Raw genomic sequence first — 14,812 nt, 5'->3', positions numbered from 1 at the left:
GCCTCACATCCGGAAGACGCCGAAGCCGCCGCGGGCGCCCTCGTACGGTGCGGTGTGGATCGCGGACAGGCAGATCCCGAGGACGGTCCGGGTGTCACGGGGGTCGATGACCCCGTCGTCGTAGAGCCGCCCGGACAGGAACATCGGCAGCGACTCGGCCTCGATCTGCTGCTCGACCATGGCGCGCAGGCCGGCGTCGGCCTCCTCGTCGTACGGCTGCCCCTTCGCGGCGGCGGACTGCCGGGCGACGATCGAGAGTACGCCCGCGAGCTGCTGCGGCCCCATGACGGCGGACTTGGCGCTGGGCCAGGCGAAGAGGAAACGGGGGTCGTAGGCGCGCCCGCACATGCCGTAGTGCCCGGCGCCGTAGGAGGCGCCCATCAGCACGGAGAGGTGCGGGACACGGGAGTTGGAGACGGCGTTGATCATCATCGCGCCGTGCTTGATGATGCCGCCCTGCTCGTACTCCTTGCCGACCATGTAACCGGTGGTGTTGTGCAGGAAGAGCAGCGGGATGTCGCGCTGGTTGGCGAGCTGGATGAATTGGGCGGCCTTCTGCGACTCCTCGCTGAACAGGACGCCCTGCGCGTTGGCGAGGATGCCGACCGGATAGCCGTGGAGTTCGGCCCAGCCGGTGACCAGCGAGGCCCCGTACAGCGGCTTGAACTCGTCGAAGTCCGAGCCGTCGACGAGCCGGGCGATCACCTCGCGCGGGTCGAAGGGCTCCTTCAGGTCGTCGGGGACGATGCCGAGGAGCTCCTCGGGGTCGTACTTCGGCGGCTCCACAGGCTGTGGATCGGCGTACGCCTTGCGGTGGTTGAGGCGGGCGACGACGCGGCGGGCCTGGCGGATCGCGTCCTGCTCGTCGAGCGCGAAGTAGTCGGCGAGCCCGGAGGTGCGGGCGTGCATCTCGGCGCCGCCCAGCGACTCGTCGTCGCTCTCCTCGCCGGTCGCCATCTTGACCAGCGGCGGACCGCCGAGGAAGACCTTCGCCTTCTCCTTCACCATGATCACGTGGTCGGACATGCCGGGGATGTACGCGCCTCCGGCGGTGGAGTTGCCGAAGACGACGGCGACGGTGGGGATCCCGGCGGCCGAGAGCCGCGTGATGTCGCGGAAGATCCCGCCGCCGGGGATGAAGATCTCCTTCTGGGAGGGGAGATCGGCGCCGCCTGACTCGACGAGCGAGATCGCCGGGAGCCGGTTGGCGTGGGCGATCTCGTTCGCCCGCAGCGCCTTCTTCAGCGACCACGGGTTGCTCGCGCCGCCGCGCACGGTCGGGTCGTTGGCGGTGATCAGGCACTCGACGCCCTCGACGACGCCGATGCCGGTGACCAGCGAGCCGCCCACCGCGTAGTCGCTGCCCCAGGCGGCGAGCGGCGACAGTTCGAGGAACGGGGTGTCCGGGTCGACGAGCAGCTCGATGCGTTCGCGGGCGAGGAGCTTTCCGCGCCGCCGGTGCCGTTCGACGTACTTCTCGCCGCCGCCCGCGACGGCCTTCGCGTGCTCGGTGTCGAGGGCGGTGAGTTTGTCGAGGAGGGCGGCGCGGCGGCCGGCGTAGTCGTCGGACCGGGTGTCCAGGGCGCTGGCCAGGACGGTCACAGCAGTGCCTCCGGTATGTCGAGGTGGCGCGAGCGGAGCCATTCGGCGAGGCCCTTGCCCTGCGGGTCGAACCGGTGTTGTGCGGCGACGCCGTCGCCGAGGATTCCGGTGATGTGGAAGTTGAGGGCGCGGAGGGTGGGGAGCGGGTGTCTTGTTACGGGGAGCGGGGTTGCGGTCGCGGGGCGCTGCCCCGGCCCCCGCGGGCTCTCGTCCAAGAGCGGGGCTTGATTTGGGTGGGCTTGATTGCCCACTTCAGGGAGCAACTCGCAGAAGCGCTCCACCGTCAGCGTGTGGACCAGCCAGCGCCACGCCGCATCGCTCTCCACCCACACCCCCACATTCGCGTCGCCCCCCTTGTCCCCGCTGCGGGCGCCCGCGATCAGGCCGAGGGGCGCGCGGCGCGTCGGGCCCGGTGGGAGGGGTGGCGGGAGAGGTGGGTCGGCCACCGGCGCCAGGGAGCCCGCGGGGCCCGACGGCGCGGGGATCCGCCTCCGCTCCCCGTCCGGCAGCACCGCCACGTGCGGGACCTCGGAGCGCTCCACGTACGCCGCCTCGAACACCCCGTACGGGGAGCCCTTGCCGGGCGGTGCCGTGACGTGGAAGCCGGGGTAGGAGGCGAGCGCGAGCTCCACCGCGGCGCCGCTCAGTGCGCGCCCGACGGCCTCCTCGCTCTGGTCGCGCACGACGAGGCGGAGCAGCGCGCTCGCCGTCTCCTCGGTGTCGGCGTCGGCCCGGTCGGTGCGGGACAGCTCCCAACGGATGTGCGCGGGTGCCGGCTTGGCGGTCCGCAGCGCGTCGTCCATCTGTCGCCGCACCAGGTCCGCCTTGGCCTCGATGTCCAGGCCGGTGAGGACGAAGACGACCTCGTTCCGGAAGCCGCCGAGCCGGTTGAGGCCGACCTTGAGGGTGGGCGGCGGGGCCTCGCCGCGTACGCCGTGGATGCGCACGCGGTTGGGCCCGTCCGGTTCCAGGCGGACGGTGTCGAGGCGGGCGGTGACGTCGGGGCCCGCGTACCGGGCGCCCCCGGTCTCGTACAGGAGCTGCTCGGTGACGGTGCCGGGTTCGACGAAGCCGCCGGTGCCGGGGTGCTTGGTGATGACGGCCGAGCCGTCCTCGTGGATCTCGGCGAGGGGGAAGCCAGGGCGCGTCAGCTGGTGGGCGCGGTCGGCGAACCGGGAGTAGTTGCCGCCGGTCGCCTGCGTCCCGCACTCCAGGACGTGCCCGGCGACCACCGCCCCCGCGAGCCGGTCGTAATCGTCGCCCGCCCACCCGAAGTGCCAGGCCGCGGGCCCGGTCACCAGCGCGGCGTCCGTGACACGGCCCGTGACCACGACATTCGCGCCCGCGTCGAGGCAGGCGGCGATGCCCGCGCCGCCGAGGTAGGCGTTGGCGGTGAGGGCGCCGGGGAAGCGTCCGGTGCCGAGCAGGTCGTCGCCCTCGACGTGGGCGACCCGGACGGGCACGTCGAGGCGGGCCGCCAACTCCCGTATCCTCGACGCCAGTCCGGCCGGGTTCAGGCCGCCCGCGTTGGACACGATGCGTACGCCGCGCTCCACCGCGAGCCCGAGGCAGTCCTCCAACTGGCGCAGGAACGTGCGGGCGTAGCCGCGCTCCGCGTTCTTCATGCGGTCGCGGCCGAGGATGAGCATGGTCAGCTCGGCGAGGTAGTCGCCGGTGAGGACGTCGAGTTCGCCGCCGGTCAGCATCTCCCGCATGGCGTCGAACCGGTCGCCGTAGAACCCGGACGCGTTGCCGATCCGCAGCGGCGGCCTGCTCACCGGGCCTCCTTCGGCGCGCGCCCCTTCCCCGGTGGTCCGGCGAAGGCCTGCGCGATGTCGAGCCAGCGGTCCGCGTCGGGGCCCTCGGCGCGTACGTCGAGGTCGGCGCGGTGCGCGCGCTGGGTGACGAGCAGGCAGAAGTCGAGCGCGGTGCCGGTGACGCGCTGCGCTGCGTCCTCGGGGCCGTACGTCCACAACTCTCCGCCAGGGGCCGTGAGTTCGACGCGGAACTCGTCGTCGGGCGCAGTGACCCCGTGCACGTCGAAGGCGAACTTCCGGGCGCGTACGCCGATCCGTGCGACGTGCCGGAGCCGGTCGGTGGGTTCCCGCACGACACCGAGCGCGTCCGCCACGTCCTGGCCGTGCGCCCAGGTCTCCATCAGCCGTCCCGTCGCCATGGAGGCGGCGGACATCGGCGGCCCGTACCAGGGGAACCGGGTCCTGTCGGCCGCTGCGGCGCGCAACACCTTCTGCAGCTGCTCGCGCCCCTCCCGCCAGCCGGCGAGCAGCGCGGCCGGGTCCTGGCGGGCGCCCTCGTCGGCCCCGTCGTCGACGAACGACTCGGGCGCGGCGACCGCCTTCTCCACCTCGCCCGCGAAGGCGTCGGCGTCGCTCATGGCGAGCAGGGCGGCGCGGTCGGTCCAGGCGAGATGGGCGATCTGGTGGGCGACGGTCCAGCGGGGTGCGGGAGTCGGGGCGGCCCACTGCTCCGGGCTCAACTCCCGCACGATCCGGTCGAGTTCCTCGCTCTCGTACCGCAAGTCCTCGAACACGGCGGACGGTTCGGACACGGTGCGCTCCCCTCCGGGCACGGCGGTGTGCGGCGTGCTTGGAGCATGGCAGGGGGCCCAGAAACAAGCAAGCGTGCTTGCATGGAAATCGGGGCGGAGCGCCGAGCAGGCAGGAGTGCGGGAGTCAGGACCGCTCGGAGGGTGCGGGCGCGGCGGCTTCCCAGACGAAACCGTCCGGGTCGGTGAAGGGGCCGTCGGTGCCGCCGAGGACGATGCGGTGCGAGCCGCCGCCTTCGACGGCGACACCGAGGAGCTTGGCCAGGCCGCGGCGCTTGTAGAGCGACAGCTTCACGATGCCGGCCCCGCCGGAGGCGAACTCGGCGTACTTGCCGCCGAAGCTCTTGGCCACGGTCAGGCCCTGTTCGACGTAGAACTGCTTGGTGGCCTTCACGTCCTCGACGCCGATCAGCAGGACGATGCCGTCGATCTCGCCCGTGGCCGGTCCTGTGTCCTTCTTCGCCGAGGTCACGATCTGCCAGATCGTCCCGTCCGGCGCCCGCACGACACCGCCGTAGCCCCACATGGACTTCGCGGCGGGCTTCAGCACGGTCGCGCCGGCGTCCACGGCGGCGCCGAGGAAGCCGTCGACGGTGGCGGGGTTGGGCACCGAGAGCGCCAGGGTGAAGCCGCGGAACCCGGTGGAGGGCGCCTCGGACGCCCGCAGGCCGATGTGGGCGTCCACCCCGAACGCGGCGTAGAAGCGACGGGCGGCATCGAGGTCGGCCACCTCGACGGTGACGGTTTCGAGGGACTTGGTGGCTGTGGTGGTTGTCATGGCTCTCACGCTATGGGCGGGTCGGTGGCCGGGGCTTCTCGATTCCTGACCGGTCTCGTCACCTGCTTCGCCACGCACGCCGGCATGCCCTCCACCACGACCGCGGGTCCCGCCTCACCGCCCGTACGAGGGGCATCGGCGCCCTCGGCCACCGCGTCCGCCGCGAGGCGCCGGAAGGCCCCGGGCGGCATGCCGACCAGCTCCGTGAATCGGGTGGTGAACGTGCCCAACGACGCGCAGCCGACCTGGAAACAGACGTCGGTGACGCTGAGGTCGCCGCGCCGCAGCAGCGCCGTCGCGCGCTCGATGCGCCGCGTCATCAGGTACGCGTACGGCGACTCGCCGTACGCGGCCCGGAACTGCCGGCTGAGGTGCCCGGCGGACATGTGCGCGTCGCGGGCGAGTGCCTCCACGTTCAGCGGCTGCGCGTACTCCCTGTCGATGCGGTCGCGGACGCGGCGCAACCGCGCGAGATCCGTCAGGTGCTGTGCCTCGACGCGCGCGCGTCGCCACTCGGGCCGACACATGGCGCGGCCCTCAGCGCAGTTCCTGGATGCGGATCAGATTGCCCGCCGGATCGCGGAAGGCGCAGTCGCGGATGCCGTACGGCTGCTCGGTCGGTTCCTGGACGACCTCGGTGTCACCGGCCTGCACCTTCTCGAACGTGGCGTCGAGGTCCGGGGTGGCCAGCAGGATCCAGCCGTAGGTGCCCTTGGCCATCATCTCGGTGATGGTGCGGCGCTCGTCCTCGGTGATGCCCGGGTCGGCGGCCGGCGGCGCCAGCAGGAGGGACGTGTCGGGCCGGCCCACCGGGCCGACCGTGATCCAGCGCATCCTGCCCTGTCCGACGTCGCTGCGGACCTCGAAGCCGAGGACGTCGCGGTAGAAGGCGAGCGAGGCGTCCGGGTCGTCGTGCGGCAGGAAGCTCGTGTGAATCGTGATGGTCATGCCGAGCAGGCTAGAAGCCGCCCGGTGGCCGCGCTTCTCGAATCCTGATTGTTCTGTTCACGCTCGGCGCGCGAGTTCAAGATCTCCCGAGTCACGGCTCTGTCCCAGCGGTGACGGGCACTCAGGCGTATGTAACAGCCATGTATGAGGGGGCGATCGGGCGGAACGATCAGCGGGCCGGGCGGGTCCTGTTGATCAGTATCCGGAACCGACCCACGGGTCACCGACCTACGGGTCACCGACCTACGAGACAAGGACGAACCCCATGCGCGCTCGCAAGCTCACCCTCGCCGCCGTCGCCCTCGCCGCGGGCCTCTCGCTCACCGCCTGCCAGGGCAACGAGGACTCCGCCGCGGGGACGAACGACTCCTCGTCCTCCTCCACCGGCGGCGGCAGCAACAGCGAGGCCACGGGCAAGAACGCCTCGAACACCACCGGTTCGGACACCCCCGACGACCCGGACGCCGCGCGGGCCGCGGAGGGCAGCGGCAAGGGGCAGATCAACACCGGCCCGTGCAAGACGGCCGACCTGGCCTTCGACTCGTCGCACGGCATGGGCGAGGGCACGCTCATAGTCAGCATGCGCAACACCGGCGACGCCTGCTCGCTCAAGGGCTTCCCGGGCGTCGACCTCCGCACCGACGAGGCCTCCGGGCCGCTGAGCGCCAAGCGCAGCGGACTCGCCTCCCCGAGCGTCGTCCTGGGTGGCGGCGAGACGACCCGCTTCACCCTGCACTTCCCGCCGAACACCACCGGCGGCTCCGGCGTGGACGTCACCTCCCTCGACGTCACGCCGCCGAACGAGACCCACTCCGCGACGCTGAAGGTCGGCATCAACCTCCCGGTCTCCGACGGCGCGGACCAGAAGGTCTACGTGGACCCCGTCGGCACCGGCAAGCAGTGACCGTCATTCGTGCAGGGCGAGCGCGGGGTCCTTCTTCCGGCCCACCTGCGTCCGCACCGCGCCCATGCTCGCCGCGATCACCAGCGTGATGGCCAGGACCTCCGACCAGGCCAGGCCCTGGCTCAGGACGAGGAAGCCGGAGAGCGCGGCAACCGCCGGCTCCAGGCTCATCATCACCGCGAACGTGGACGCGGGCAGGTCGCGCAGGGCGATCAGTTCGAGCGTGTACGGGAGGACCGAGGACATGATCGCGACGGCCGCACCGAGGCCGAGGGTCACCGGGTCGATCAGCTTCGTGCCCGCCGTCGCGATGCCGAGCGGCAGGCAGAGCACCGCCGCGACCGCCATGGCGAGCGCGAGCCCGTCGGCCTGCGGGAAGCGGCGGCCAGTGCGGGCGCTGAAGACGATGTACGTCGCCCAGCAGGCGCCGGCCGCGACCGCGAAGCCCACACCGGCCGGGTCCAGGCCGCCGAGCCCGTCCCCCGCCCCGCCGAGCAGGAACACGCCGCACAGCGCGAGCCCCGCCCACAGGACGTTGACCAGGCGGCGGGAGGCGAAGACGGAGAGGGCGAGCGGGCCGAGCACCTCGAAGGTGACCGCGATGCCGAGCGGGATGCGGGCCGCCGCCTGGTAGAAGAGCAGGTTCATGCCGCCCATGGCGATGCCGAAGGCGAGGACCGTGCCCCAGTCGGCGCGCGAGTGCCCGCGCAGCCTGGGGCGGCAGACGACGAGCATGACCACGGCCGCCACGACGAGGCGCAGGGTGACGACGCCGATCGCCCCGGCGCGCGGCATCAGACTCACCGCGAGCGCCGCGCCGAACTGCACCGAGACGCAGCCCGCGAGGACGAGTCCGACCGGCCCCAGCGAGCCGCGGCGGCGCTTCGGCTCCGCGCCGGCGCTCGCGGTCACGGCCGGGGCGGCGTCCTGCGCCCCGGCCACGGGTTCGGTCTGCGGGCCGCTCACGGTCCACCCCTTTCGTGAAGTCTTCCCGGGTGCCGTCGGCACCGTACGGAGTAGTGCAATGTATTAGACGCTACAGGCCATCCTGCTGAACAGGGCGGCCGAGGTATCGCTTCACGCTAGTTCCGCCCGGCATGCCCCGTGAAATGCTCAATGCGCCGCCGTTATGCTCCCCGCACATGACCAGGGAACCGGAGCTGCGCCACCTGCGCTGCTTCCTCGCGATCGCCGAGGAGCGCAGCGTCACCCGCGCCGCCGCCCGGCTGCGGCTCACCCAGCCCGTCGTCTCGCGCACGCTCGCGGCCCTGGAGGACGCGCTCGGCGTGCGGCTCGTCGACCGCTCCACCCACCACCTCGACCTCACGCCCGAGGGGCACTCCTTCCACGAGAAGGCGGCCGTCGCCGTCGCCGCGTTCGAGGACGCGCTCGCCGCCGCCCGGGCCCCGCGCCGGCCGCTGCGCCTCGGCCACGCCTGGTCGGCCGCGGGCGCCTTCACCACGCCGCTGCTGCGCCGCTGGCGCCAGGACCACCCGGACGTACCGCTGGAACTGCTGCGCATCGACGACCGCACGGCGGGGCTCGCGCGCGGCGCCGTCGACCTCGCCGTGCTGCGCGGCCCGGTCGAGACGCCCGGACTGATCACCGAGCTGCTGCACGAGGAGGCCCGGGTCGCGGCGGTGCCCTCGGACAGCGCGCTCGCCCGCCGCCGACGCCTGGCCCTCGCCGACCTCCGCGACCAGGTGATCGCCCTGAACACCGTCTCGGGGACGACCGCCCTCGACCTGTGGCCGTCCGCCGTCCGGCCCACCGCGAGCCTGACCGTCGCGAACACGGACGACTGGCTCGCCGCGATCGCCGCGGACCGGGCGGTGGGGGTGACCTCGACGGCGACCGAGGATCTCCATCCGTACCCCGGCGTCAGTTATGTGCCGCTCACGGACGCCCCCGACCTCCCCGTCGTGCTGGCCCGCCGCCAGGGGCCCGGGCATCCCTCGGTCCCGGCCCTGATCGCGCTGGCCCACGAGATCGCGGGGCCGTAGCCTCCGTGGCCTCCGTGGCCTGCGTCCGTCGTCGCGACGGGCGAGACCGGGCATCTCACCCACCGAACACCTTGCGGCCGGTGAAACCCCACCGGCTACCCTCCATTTCGTGGCTGAGATCCAGATTCCCGCTGACATCAAGCCCGCCGACGGACGTTTCGGCGCTGGCCCCTCCAAGGTGCGTACGGAGGCGTTGGACGCCCTGGCCGCCACCGGTACCTCCCTCATGGGCACCTCGCACCGCCAGGCGCCCGTGAAGAACCTCGTCGGTCGCGTACGCGACGGCGTCAAGGACCTCTTCTCCCTTCCCGAGGGCTACGAGGTCGTCCTGGGCAACGGCGGCTCCACCGCGTTCTGGGACGTGGCGACGCACGGCCTGATCGAGAACAAGTCGCAGCACCTGAACTTCGGCGAGTTCTCCTCCAAGTTCGCCAAGGCCTCCAAGCTCGCCCCGTGGCTCGCCGAGCCGACCGTGATCGCCTCCGACCCGGGTACGCACCCGGAGCCGGTCGCCGAGGCCGGTGTCGACGTCTACGGCCTGACCCACAACGAGACCTCCACCGGTGTCGCCGCGCCGATCAAGCGCGTGGCCGGTGCGGACGAGGGCGCGCTCGTCCTCGTCGACGCCACCTCCGGCGCCGGCGGCCTCCCGGTCGACATCGCCGAGACGGACGTCTACTACTTCGCCCCGCAGAAGTCCTTCGCCTCCGACGGCGGCCTGTGGATCGGCATCTTCTCCCCCGCCGCGATCGAGCGCGCCGAGCGCATCCACGCGTCGGGCCGCCACATCCCGGAGTTCTTCTCCCTGCCGACGGCGATCGACAACTCCCGCAAGAACCAGACGTACAACACCCCGGCGCTGTCCACGCTCTTCCTGCTCGCCGAGCAGCTGGACTGGATCAACGGCCAGGGCGGGCTCGCCTGGTCCACGGCCCGCACGAAGGACTCGTCCTCGCGGCTGTACTCGTGGGCCGAGGAGTCGAAGCACGCGACGCCGTTCGTCACGGATGCGGCGAAGCGGTCGCAGGTCATCGGCACGATCGACTTCGACGAGAGTGTGGATGCGGCCGCCGTCGCCAAGGCGCTGCGCGCGAACGGGATCGTCGACACGGAGCCGTACCGGAAGCTCGGTCGCAACCAGCTGCGCGTGGCGATGTTCCCGGCGATCGCCCCGTCGGACGTCGAGGCCCTGACGGCCTGCATCGACTACGTCATCGGCCAACTCTGACCCTCCGCCGAACCGGCGTTACGGCCTCGGGGCTCCGCCCCGAACCCCGCGCCTCAATCGCCGGCGGGGCTTGATGAATCAAGCCCCGCCGGCGATCGCGCATTTCAGCCCCGACACCAGTCGAGCGACTCACCCACCGGCACGAGTTGAACAACTCAAGCCGCAGCGCGGGCTGAGCAATTCAAGCCCGGAGCGAGTTGAGACACTCAACCCCGGTGCCGGTTGAGCAACTCGAGGCCGGGAGCGGATGGGCATATCAAGCCCCTGCAGGGGGTACCTCCCAGCGGTAGCTGGGGGAGATTGAGCAGCGGGCGCCGGGGCGGAGCCCCGTGGCCGCAACCACCGTGCCGGTCAACGGGCCAGGCGCTGGAACCGCCGCACCGCAAGCGGCAGGAACACCACCGTCAGCACCACCGGCCACACAAAAGCCATCAGCACCGCGTGCTGCTCGATCCACGAATCCCCCGCCCCCACGGGGGACCCGAAAAGCTCGCGCGTCGCCGCGACCGTGGACGATATCGGGTTCCACGCCGCCACCGCCCCCAACCAGTCCGGCATCAGCTGCGGCGCGACGAAGATGCTGGAGATCATCGTCAGCGGGAAGGCGACCGCGAAGAGACTGCCCGCCGCCTCCGGATTGGGCACCAGCAGCCCCAGCCACACCCCCAGCCAGATCAGCGCGAACCGCAGCCACAGCAACAGCGCAAACGCCGCGAGGCCGCCCAGCACCCCACCGTCCGGCCGCCACCCGATCGCCAACGCCGTCAGCATCAGGATCGCCAACTCCGCGCAGGCGACCAGCAGATCGGTCACCCCGCGCCCCGACACCACCGCCGAAGGCGCCATCGGCATCGAGCGGAACCGGTCGATCACGCCCTTCGTGGCATCGTGCACCACGAGCGTCGCCGTGTTGATGAAGCCGAACGCCATCGTCATCGCGAACATCCCCGGCATCAGGAAGTCCCGGTAGTCCCCACCGCCCGGCACCACCATCGCGCTGCCGAACACATACCCGTACAGCAGCACCGACAGGATCGGGAAGCCCAACTGCCAGGCGATGTTGACCGGTTGCCGCTGGTAGTGGGTGAGGCCGCGCCGCACCACGTTCCAGCAGTCGGCCACCGCCCAGTACATCGTCGTCCCACTCATCACGCGGCCCTCCCCGTCAGCTGCAGGAACACATCGTCGAGGCTCGGCCTGCGCAGCCCGATGTCCTCGACCGCGACCCCCTCGTCCTGCAGCGTGCGCGCCGCGTCCGTGAGCGCCGCGACCCGGTCGGCGACCGGCGCGTGCACCCGCAGCGCCTCCTCGTCGACCACCGGTTCCCCGCCGCTGCGGGCCAGGATCTTCGCGGCGAGCGGCAGCTCGGCCGGCTCCGCCACCACGACCTCGACCCGGTCCCCGCCGACGGACCGCTTGAGGCCCTCCGGGCTGTCGTCGGCGATGGCCCGCCCCTGGTCGATGACGGTGATCCGCGAGGCCAGCTTGTCGGCCTCCTCCAGATACTGCGTGGTCAGCAGCACGGTCGTGCCCGCCGCCACCAACTCCCTGACGCTGTCCCAGACCTCGCCCCTGCCCCGCGGATCGAGCCCGGTCGTCGGCTCGTCCAGGAACAGCACCTCCGGGGTGAGAATCATGGACGCCGCGAGGTCGAGACGGCGCCGCATGCCGCCGCTGTACTCGCCCACCCCCTTGCCGCCCGCGTCCGCGAGCCCGAACTGGTCGAGCAGCTCGGCCGCCCGCGCCCTCGCCCGGCGCCCGCCGAGATGGAAGAGCCGCCCGAACATCTCCAGGTTCTGCCGGCCAGTGAGCACCTCGTCCACCGCCGCGTACTGCCCCGTGAGCCCGATCCGGCGGCGCACCTCGTGCGGCCGGGCCGCCACGTCCGCGCCGCCGACCTCGGCCCGCCCCTCGTCGAACCTGAGCAACGTGGCGAGCACGCGCACCGCGGTCGTCTTGCCCGCCCCGTTCGGCCCCAGCAGGCCGTGCACCGTGCCGCGCCGCACCGTCAGGTCGAACCCGTCGAGCGCGCGCTTCTCCCCGTACCGCTTCACGAGCCCCTCGGCCCGCACCGCGTGATCGCGATCCCCGTCGGCCACTGCTCCTCCTCCACCCGTCGTCATCGGAACACCCACCCTCGCGCGAACTGAGTACACCGTACCCAAATGAGAGTACACCGTACCCAGTTTTTCGCCAGAGGTTTACGCTGAGCCCCATGACCAGCGGCACCCAGGGCACGAACAGCAGCGCCGAGACCTCCGGCAGCGGCGACATCCGGCGCAGCATGGAGCTGCTGTGGGGCACGGGGGACCGGCCGAGCCGGGGGCCGAAGCGCGCGCTCTCGCTCGACCGGATCGTCGAGGTCGCGGTCGAGGTCGCGGACGCCGAGGGGCTCGGCGCCCTCTCGATGCGCCGGCTCGCCACCGACCTGGGCACCGGCACCATGTCGCTGTACCGGTACGTGCCGGGCAAGGCCGAGCTGCTCGACCTGATGCTGGACCGGGTGCAGACCCCGTACGAGGACCCGGGCGCGCTCGGCGACGGGACGTGGCGGGACGCCGTCGCCACCATGGCCCGCGAGACCCTCGCCCTCTACCAGCGCCACCCCTGGCTGCTCCAGGTCAACCAGGCCCGCCCGGTGATCGGCCCCGGCGCGCTGGCCTCGATGGAGAAGATGATGGCCCGCATCAAACCGATGGGCCTCAGCGACCCCGAGCTGCTCTCCGTCCTGGTGATGGTCGACGGATACGTGTCCGGGGGCGCGCGCACCCGCATCTACGAGCAGGAGGCGGAGACGACGACGGGCATGACGGACGCCGCGTTCTGGGAGGCCCAGCAGCCCTCTCTGGAGGCCGCCATGGCCAGCGGCGCGTACCCGGTGATGGCATCGCTCTCCGAGGACACGTTCGCCCCCGGCTTCGACCACTTCGAGTTCGGGCTGCAGCGCATCCTGGACGGGCTGGACGTCCTCGTCGCCGCGCGCGCCGCGAACTGAGCGGGTGGTTCAGCCGGTTCAGCGGTCCTTGGGCCGGCGGAACAGCCTGCCGATCCCGAACAGCAGGATGACGACGACGACGGCGCCGACCGCGCCGGCCTTCCCGGTGAAGGCGCTGCCGCCGTCGTCACCGCCCGAACCGCCCTGGTCGGACGACGAGTTGGAGCCGTCGCCCGAGTCGCCCGCGCCCTCGACCTCCACGGGCTCCACCTGACTGCCCTGGCCCTCGCTCCCGTACAGCAGGGTCTTCCCGTCGAGCGTGTACGTCACGGACTCGCCCTGCGGCTGCATCGGCACGCTGAGCCGGCCCTCGCGCTCGGGCTTCCCGTCGTTCCACTTGTACGCGATGCCGCCGAAGTACCCGCGTACGGCGAGCTGTTCGCCGTCCGGCGAGAACGCGGCGTCCGTCGCCCACAGGTCGATCTCGGCGACGCGGCGGAAGGTGTTGGTGGCGGAGGGGTTCAGCGCGGCCGGGCCCTCGTACAGGCCGCCGCCGTCGTCGCCCTTCTCGACGATGTAGACGCGGCCGGTCTTCGGGTGCACCATCAACGACTCGGCGTTGCGCGGGCCGTCGGCGTACTTCACGTCGTACTGGGTGGCCCGCACCGTCTGGTCGACGAGCTTCTTCGGCTCGGGGAGCTTGTAGATCCACACGTGGTCCCACTTGCCGCCGAGGTTGTCGCCGATGTCGCCGACGTAGATGTTCCCGTCGGAGCCGACCGAGATCGCCTCGACGTCGCGCGGGGAGCCGATGCCGGACATCGTGATCGTGGCGAGCGTCTTCCCCGTCCGGCCGTCGATCGCGAACAGGTAGGCGCCGTCGTCGCTGTCGTTGTGCGTCCAGTAGACGCCGGGGTGGGCACGCGAGGCGGCCAGGCCGCTGGACTCCGTGATCCGCGGGTCCTTGATCATGAACCCGTCGGAGCCGACGGAGCGGGAGTCGGCGACCGCGGGACCGGAGGCCGTGCCGAGAAGGAGGACTGCGGCGACCCCGGCCGCCCCCAGATACGCACGCATGCCCCCAGCTTGCCAGGCGTGTTGGGGCTCACACGCACGTACCCGGCGTGATCGACGATGATGAGCGGATGCTCAGGTTCATGCCGGTCGGCGACTCGATGACTATTGGGAGCGCCGGGGAGCACACCTGGCGCCTGCGTTTCTGGCAGCATCTGCGCGCCCACGCGACCGCGCACACACTCGTCGGCCCCCGCACCGCCCTGCACGGCGAAAGCCACGCGTACGCGGACCCGGACTTCCCGCAGCACCACCTCGCCGGCTGGGGCGAGGGCTGGCAGCACATGGCGCCGACGATCGCCGACGCGGTGACCGCCGCCCGCGCCGACGTCCTGCTCGTCTCGCTCGGCCTGATAGACCTCGGCTTCTACACCGACGCCGAGCAGACGGCGGCGAACACCCGCCGCTTCGTCGCCGAGGCCCGCCGCGCGAACCCGGCCGTCCGCATGGTCCTGCTCCCGGTGATCCCCAACGTCCGGGCCGAGACGGACGCCCCGTTCGCCGCGGAGGTCGCCCACTTCAACACCCTCCTGGCGAAGACGGTCGCGGACCTCGACGAGCCCCGCTCACCCCTCCTCCTCGCCTCCGTCCCGGACTCGTACGACATCCACCAGGACACGTACGACGGCACCCACCCGAACGCCTCCGGCGAGCACAAACTGGCCTCCGCCTTCGCGGACGCGCTGCATCAGGCGTGGGGGATCGGGGGGCCTTATAAGGCAGCTGCTCCGCGCACGCTTGCCTAGAGCGCACTCCACGTCCTTGGCTATGGAG

General features: G+C 71.9%; 15 protein-coding genes. 5 read left to right on the top strand and 10 right to left on the bottom strand.

The window, feature by feature from the left end:
* Positions 1 to 3: 3 nt before the first annotated feature.
* The 6 genes from ACZ7L4_RS20425 to ACZ7L4_RS20400 all read right to left on the bottom strand — a co-directional run bounded on the left by ACZ7L4_RS20425 (position 4) and on the right by ACZ7L4_RS20400 (position 5,894).
* Positions 4 to 1,602, bottom strand: a complete 1,599-nt coding sequence (locus tag ACZ7L4_RS20425) for an acyl-CoA carboxylase subunit beta (protein ID WP_472104366.1) — start codon at positions 1,600 to 1,602, stop codon at positions 4 to 6.
* Positions 1,599 to 3,317 (bottom strand): acyclic terpene utilization AtuA family protein, encoded by a 1,719-nt coding sequence (locus ACZ7L4_RS20420; protein WP_472105602.1) that lies wholly within the window; start codon positions 3,315 to 3,317, stop codon positions 1,599 to 1,601. The genes ACZ7L4_RS20425 and ACZ7L4_RS20420 overlap by 4 nt, the downstream gene beginning before the upstream one ends.
* Before the next feature lie 59 nt (positions 3,318 to 3,376).
* Positions 3,377 to 4,171, bottom strand: a complete 795-nt coding sequence (locus tag ACZ7L4_RS20415; protein WP_472104364.1) for a TIGR03084 family metal-binding protein — start codon at positions 4,169 to 4,171, stop codon at positions 3,377 to 3,379.
* Positions 4,172 to 4,295: 124 nt separating this feature from the next.
* Positions 4,296 to 4,946 carry a glyoxalase gene (locus tag ACZ7L4_RS20410; protein ID WP_472104362.1) on the bottom strand — a complete coding sequence of 217 codons (651 nt, stop codon included), beginning with the start codon at positions 4,944 to 4,946 and terminating at the stop codon, positions 4,296 to 4,298.
* 5 nt (positions 4,947 to 4,951) lie between these two features.
* Entirely contained in the window at positions 4,952 to 5,473 is a 522-nt protein-coding gene (locus tag ACZ7L4_RS20405) for a helix-turn-helix transcriptional regulator (protein WP_472104360.1), read from the bottom strand.
* A 10-nt stretch (positions 5,474 to 5,483) separates the two neighbouring features.
* Complete coding sequence (locus ACZ7L4_RS20400; protein WP_472104359.1) at positions 5,484 to 5,894, bottom strand: VOC family protein; 411 nt, start codon at positions 5,892 to 5,894, stop codon at positions 5,484 to 5,486.
* 265 nt (positions 5,895 to 6,159) lie between these two features.
* Here ACZ7L4_RS20400 and ACZ7L4_RS20395 point away from each other — a divergent pair, with 265 nt between their 5' ends.
* Positions 6,160 to 6,798, top strand: a complete 639-nt coding sequence (locus ACZ7L4_RS20395) for a DUF4232 domain-containing protein (protein ID WP_472104357.1) — start codon at positions 6,160 to 6,162, stop codon at positions 6,796 to 6,798.
* Positions 6,799 to 6,801: 3 nt separating this feature from the next.
* Here the strand turns inward: ACZ7L4_RS20395 and ACZ7L4_RS20390 are convergent, their stop codons facing one another.
* Entirely contained in the window at positions 6,802 to 7,764 is a 963-nt protein-coding gene (locus ACZ7L4_RS20390; protein ID WP_472104355.1) for an EamA family transporter, read from the bottom strand.
* Between the two features lie 176 nt (positions 7,765 to 7,940).
* On the opposite strand from ACZ7L4_RS20390, the gene ACZ7L4_RS20385 reads away from it, so the two are divergent.
* The gene (locus ACZ7L4_RS20385) at positions 7,941 to 8,801 is read left to right on the top strand and encodes a LysR family transcriptional regulator (RefSeq protein ID WP_472104354.1); all 861 of its coding nucleotides are present in this window, start codon (positions 7,941 to 7,943) and stop codon (positions 8,799 to 8,801) included.
* A gap of 109 nt (positions 8,802 to 8,910) precedes the next feature.
* A complete protein-coding gene (serC, locus tag ACZ7L4_RS20380; protein WP_472104352.1) occupies positions 8,911 to 10,029 on the top strand; it encodes a phosphoserine transaminase in 1,119 nt (372 codons plus the stop codon).
* 351 nt (positions 10,030 to 10,380) lie between these two features.
* Here the strand turns inward: serC and ACZ7L4_RS20375 are convergent, their stop codons facing one another.
* Both ACZ7L4_RS20375 and ACZ7L4_RS20370 read right to left on the bottom strand, forming a co-directional pair.
* Entirely contained in the window at positions 10,381 to 11,178 is a 798-nt protein-coding gene (locus tag ACZ7L4_RS20375; protein ID WP_472104351.1) for an ABC transporter permease, read from the bottom strand.
* Positions 11,178 to 12,152 (bottom strand): ATP-binding cassette domain-containing protein, encoded by a 975-nt coding sequence (locus ACZ7L4_RS20370; RefSeq protein WP_472104349.1) that lies wholly within the window; start codon positions 12,150 to 12,152, stop codon positions 11,178 to 11,180. Before ACZ7L4_RS20370 ends, ACZ7L4_RS20375 begins: the two co-directional genes overlap by 1 nt.
* A gap of 92 nt (positions 12,153 to 12,244) precedes the next feature.
* On the opposite strand from ACZ7L4_RS20370, the gene ACZ7L4_RS20365 reads away from it, so the two are divergent.
* Entirely contained in the window at positions 12,245 to 13,024 is a 780-nt protein-coding gene (locus ACZ7L4_RS20365; RefSeq protein ID WP_472104347.1) for a TetR/AcrR family transcriptional regulator, read from the top strand.
* Positions 13,025 to 13,042: 18 nt separating this feature from the next.
* On the opposite strand, the gene ACZ7L4_RS20360 is transcribed toward ACZ7L4_RS20365, so the two are convergent.
* Positions 13,043 to 14,041, bottom strand: coding sequence for a WD40 repeat domain-containing protein (locus ACZ7L4_RS20360; RefSeq protein WP_472104345.1), 999 nt, complete (start codon positions 14,039 to 14,041; stop codon positions 13,043 to 13,045).
* A gap of 68 nt (positions 14,042 to 14,109) precedes the next feature.
* On the opposite strand from ACZ7L4_RS20360, the gene ACZ7L4_RS20355 reads away from it, so the two are divergent.
* Positions 14,110 to 14,784, top strand: coding sequence for an SGNH/GDSL hydrolase family protein (locus tag ACZ7L4_RS20355; RefSeq protein WP_472105600.1), 675 nt, complete (start codon positions 14,110 to 14,112; stop codon positions 14,782 to 14,784).
* Positions 14,785 to 14,812 lie beyond the last annotated feature (28 nt).

Source organism: Streptomyces sp. NPDC107575, from assembly GCF_055657265.1.
This window is presented reverse-complemented; position numbering and strand designations above follow the sequence as displayed.

What these genes read in the sequence shown, in the direction of transcription:
- ACZ7L4_RS20355 (WP_472105600.1), top strand. Translation starts at nt 14,110, where the DNA reads ATGCTCAGGTTCATGCCGGTCGGCGACTCGATGACTATTGGGAGCGCC.
- ACZ7L4_RS20395 (WP_472104357.1), top strand. Translation starts at nt 6,160, where the DNA reads ATGCGCGCTCGCAAGCTCACCCTCGCCGCCGTCGCCCTCGCCGCGGGC.
- ACZ7L4_RS20410 (WP_472104362.1), bottom strand. Translation starts at nt 4,946, where the DNA reads ATGACAACCACCACAGCCACCAAGTCCCTCGAAACCGTCACCGTCGAG.
- ACZ7L4_RS20375 (WP_472104351.1), bottom strand. Translation starts at nt 11,178, where the DNA reads ATGAGTGGGACGACGATGTACTGGGCGGTGGCCGACTGCTGGAACGTG.
- ACZ7L4_RS20385 (WP_472104354.1), top strand. Translation starts at nt 7,941, where the DNA reads ATGACCAGGGAACCGGAGCTGCGCCACCTGCGCTGCTTCCTCGCGATC.
- ACZ7L4_RS20370 (WP_472104349.1), bottom strand. Translation starts at nt 12,152, where the DNA reads ATGACGACGGGTGGAGGAGGAGCAGTGGCCGACGGGGATCGCGATCAC.
- ACZ7L4_RS20405 (WP_472104360.1), bottom strand. Translation starts at nt 5,473, where the DNA reads ATGTGTCGGCCCGAGTGGCGACGCGCGCGCGTCGAGGCACAGCACCTG.
- ACZ7L4_RS20420 (WP_472105602.1), bottom strand. Translation starts at nt 3,317, where the DNA reads ATGCGGGAGATGCTGACCGGCGGCGAACTCGACGTCCTCACCGGCGAC.
- ACZ7L4_RS20360 (WP_472104345.1), bottom strand. Translation starts at nt 14,041, where the DNA reads ATGCGTGCGTATCTGGGGGCGGCCGGGGTCGCCGCAGTCCTCCTTCTC.
- ACZ7L4_RS20365 (WP_472104347.1), top strand. Translation starts at nt 12,245, where the DNA reads ATGACCAGCGGCACCCAGGGCACGAACAGCAGCGCCGAGACCTCCGGC.
- ACZ7L4_RS20400 (WP_472104359.1), bottom strand. Translation starts at nt 5,894, where the DNA reads ATGACCATCACGATTCACACGAGCTTCCTGCCGCACGACGACCCGGAC.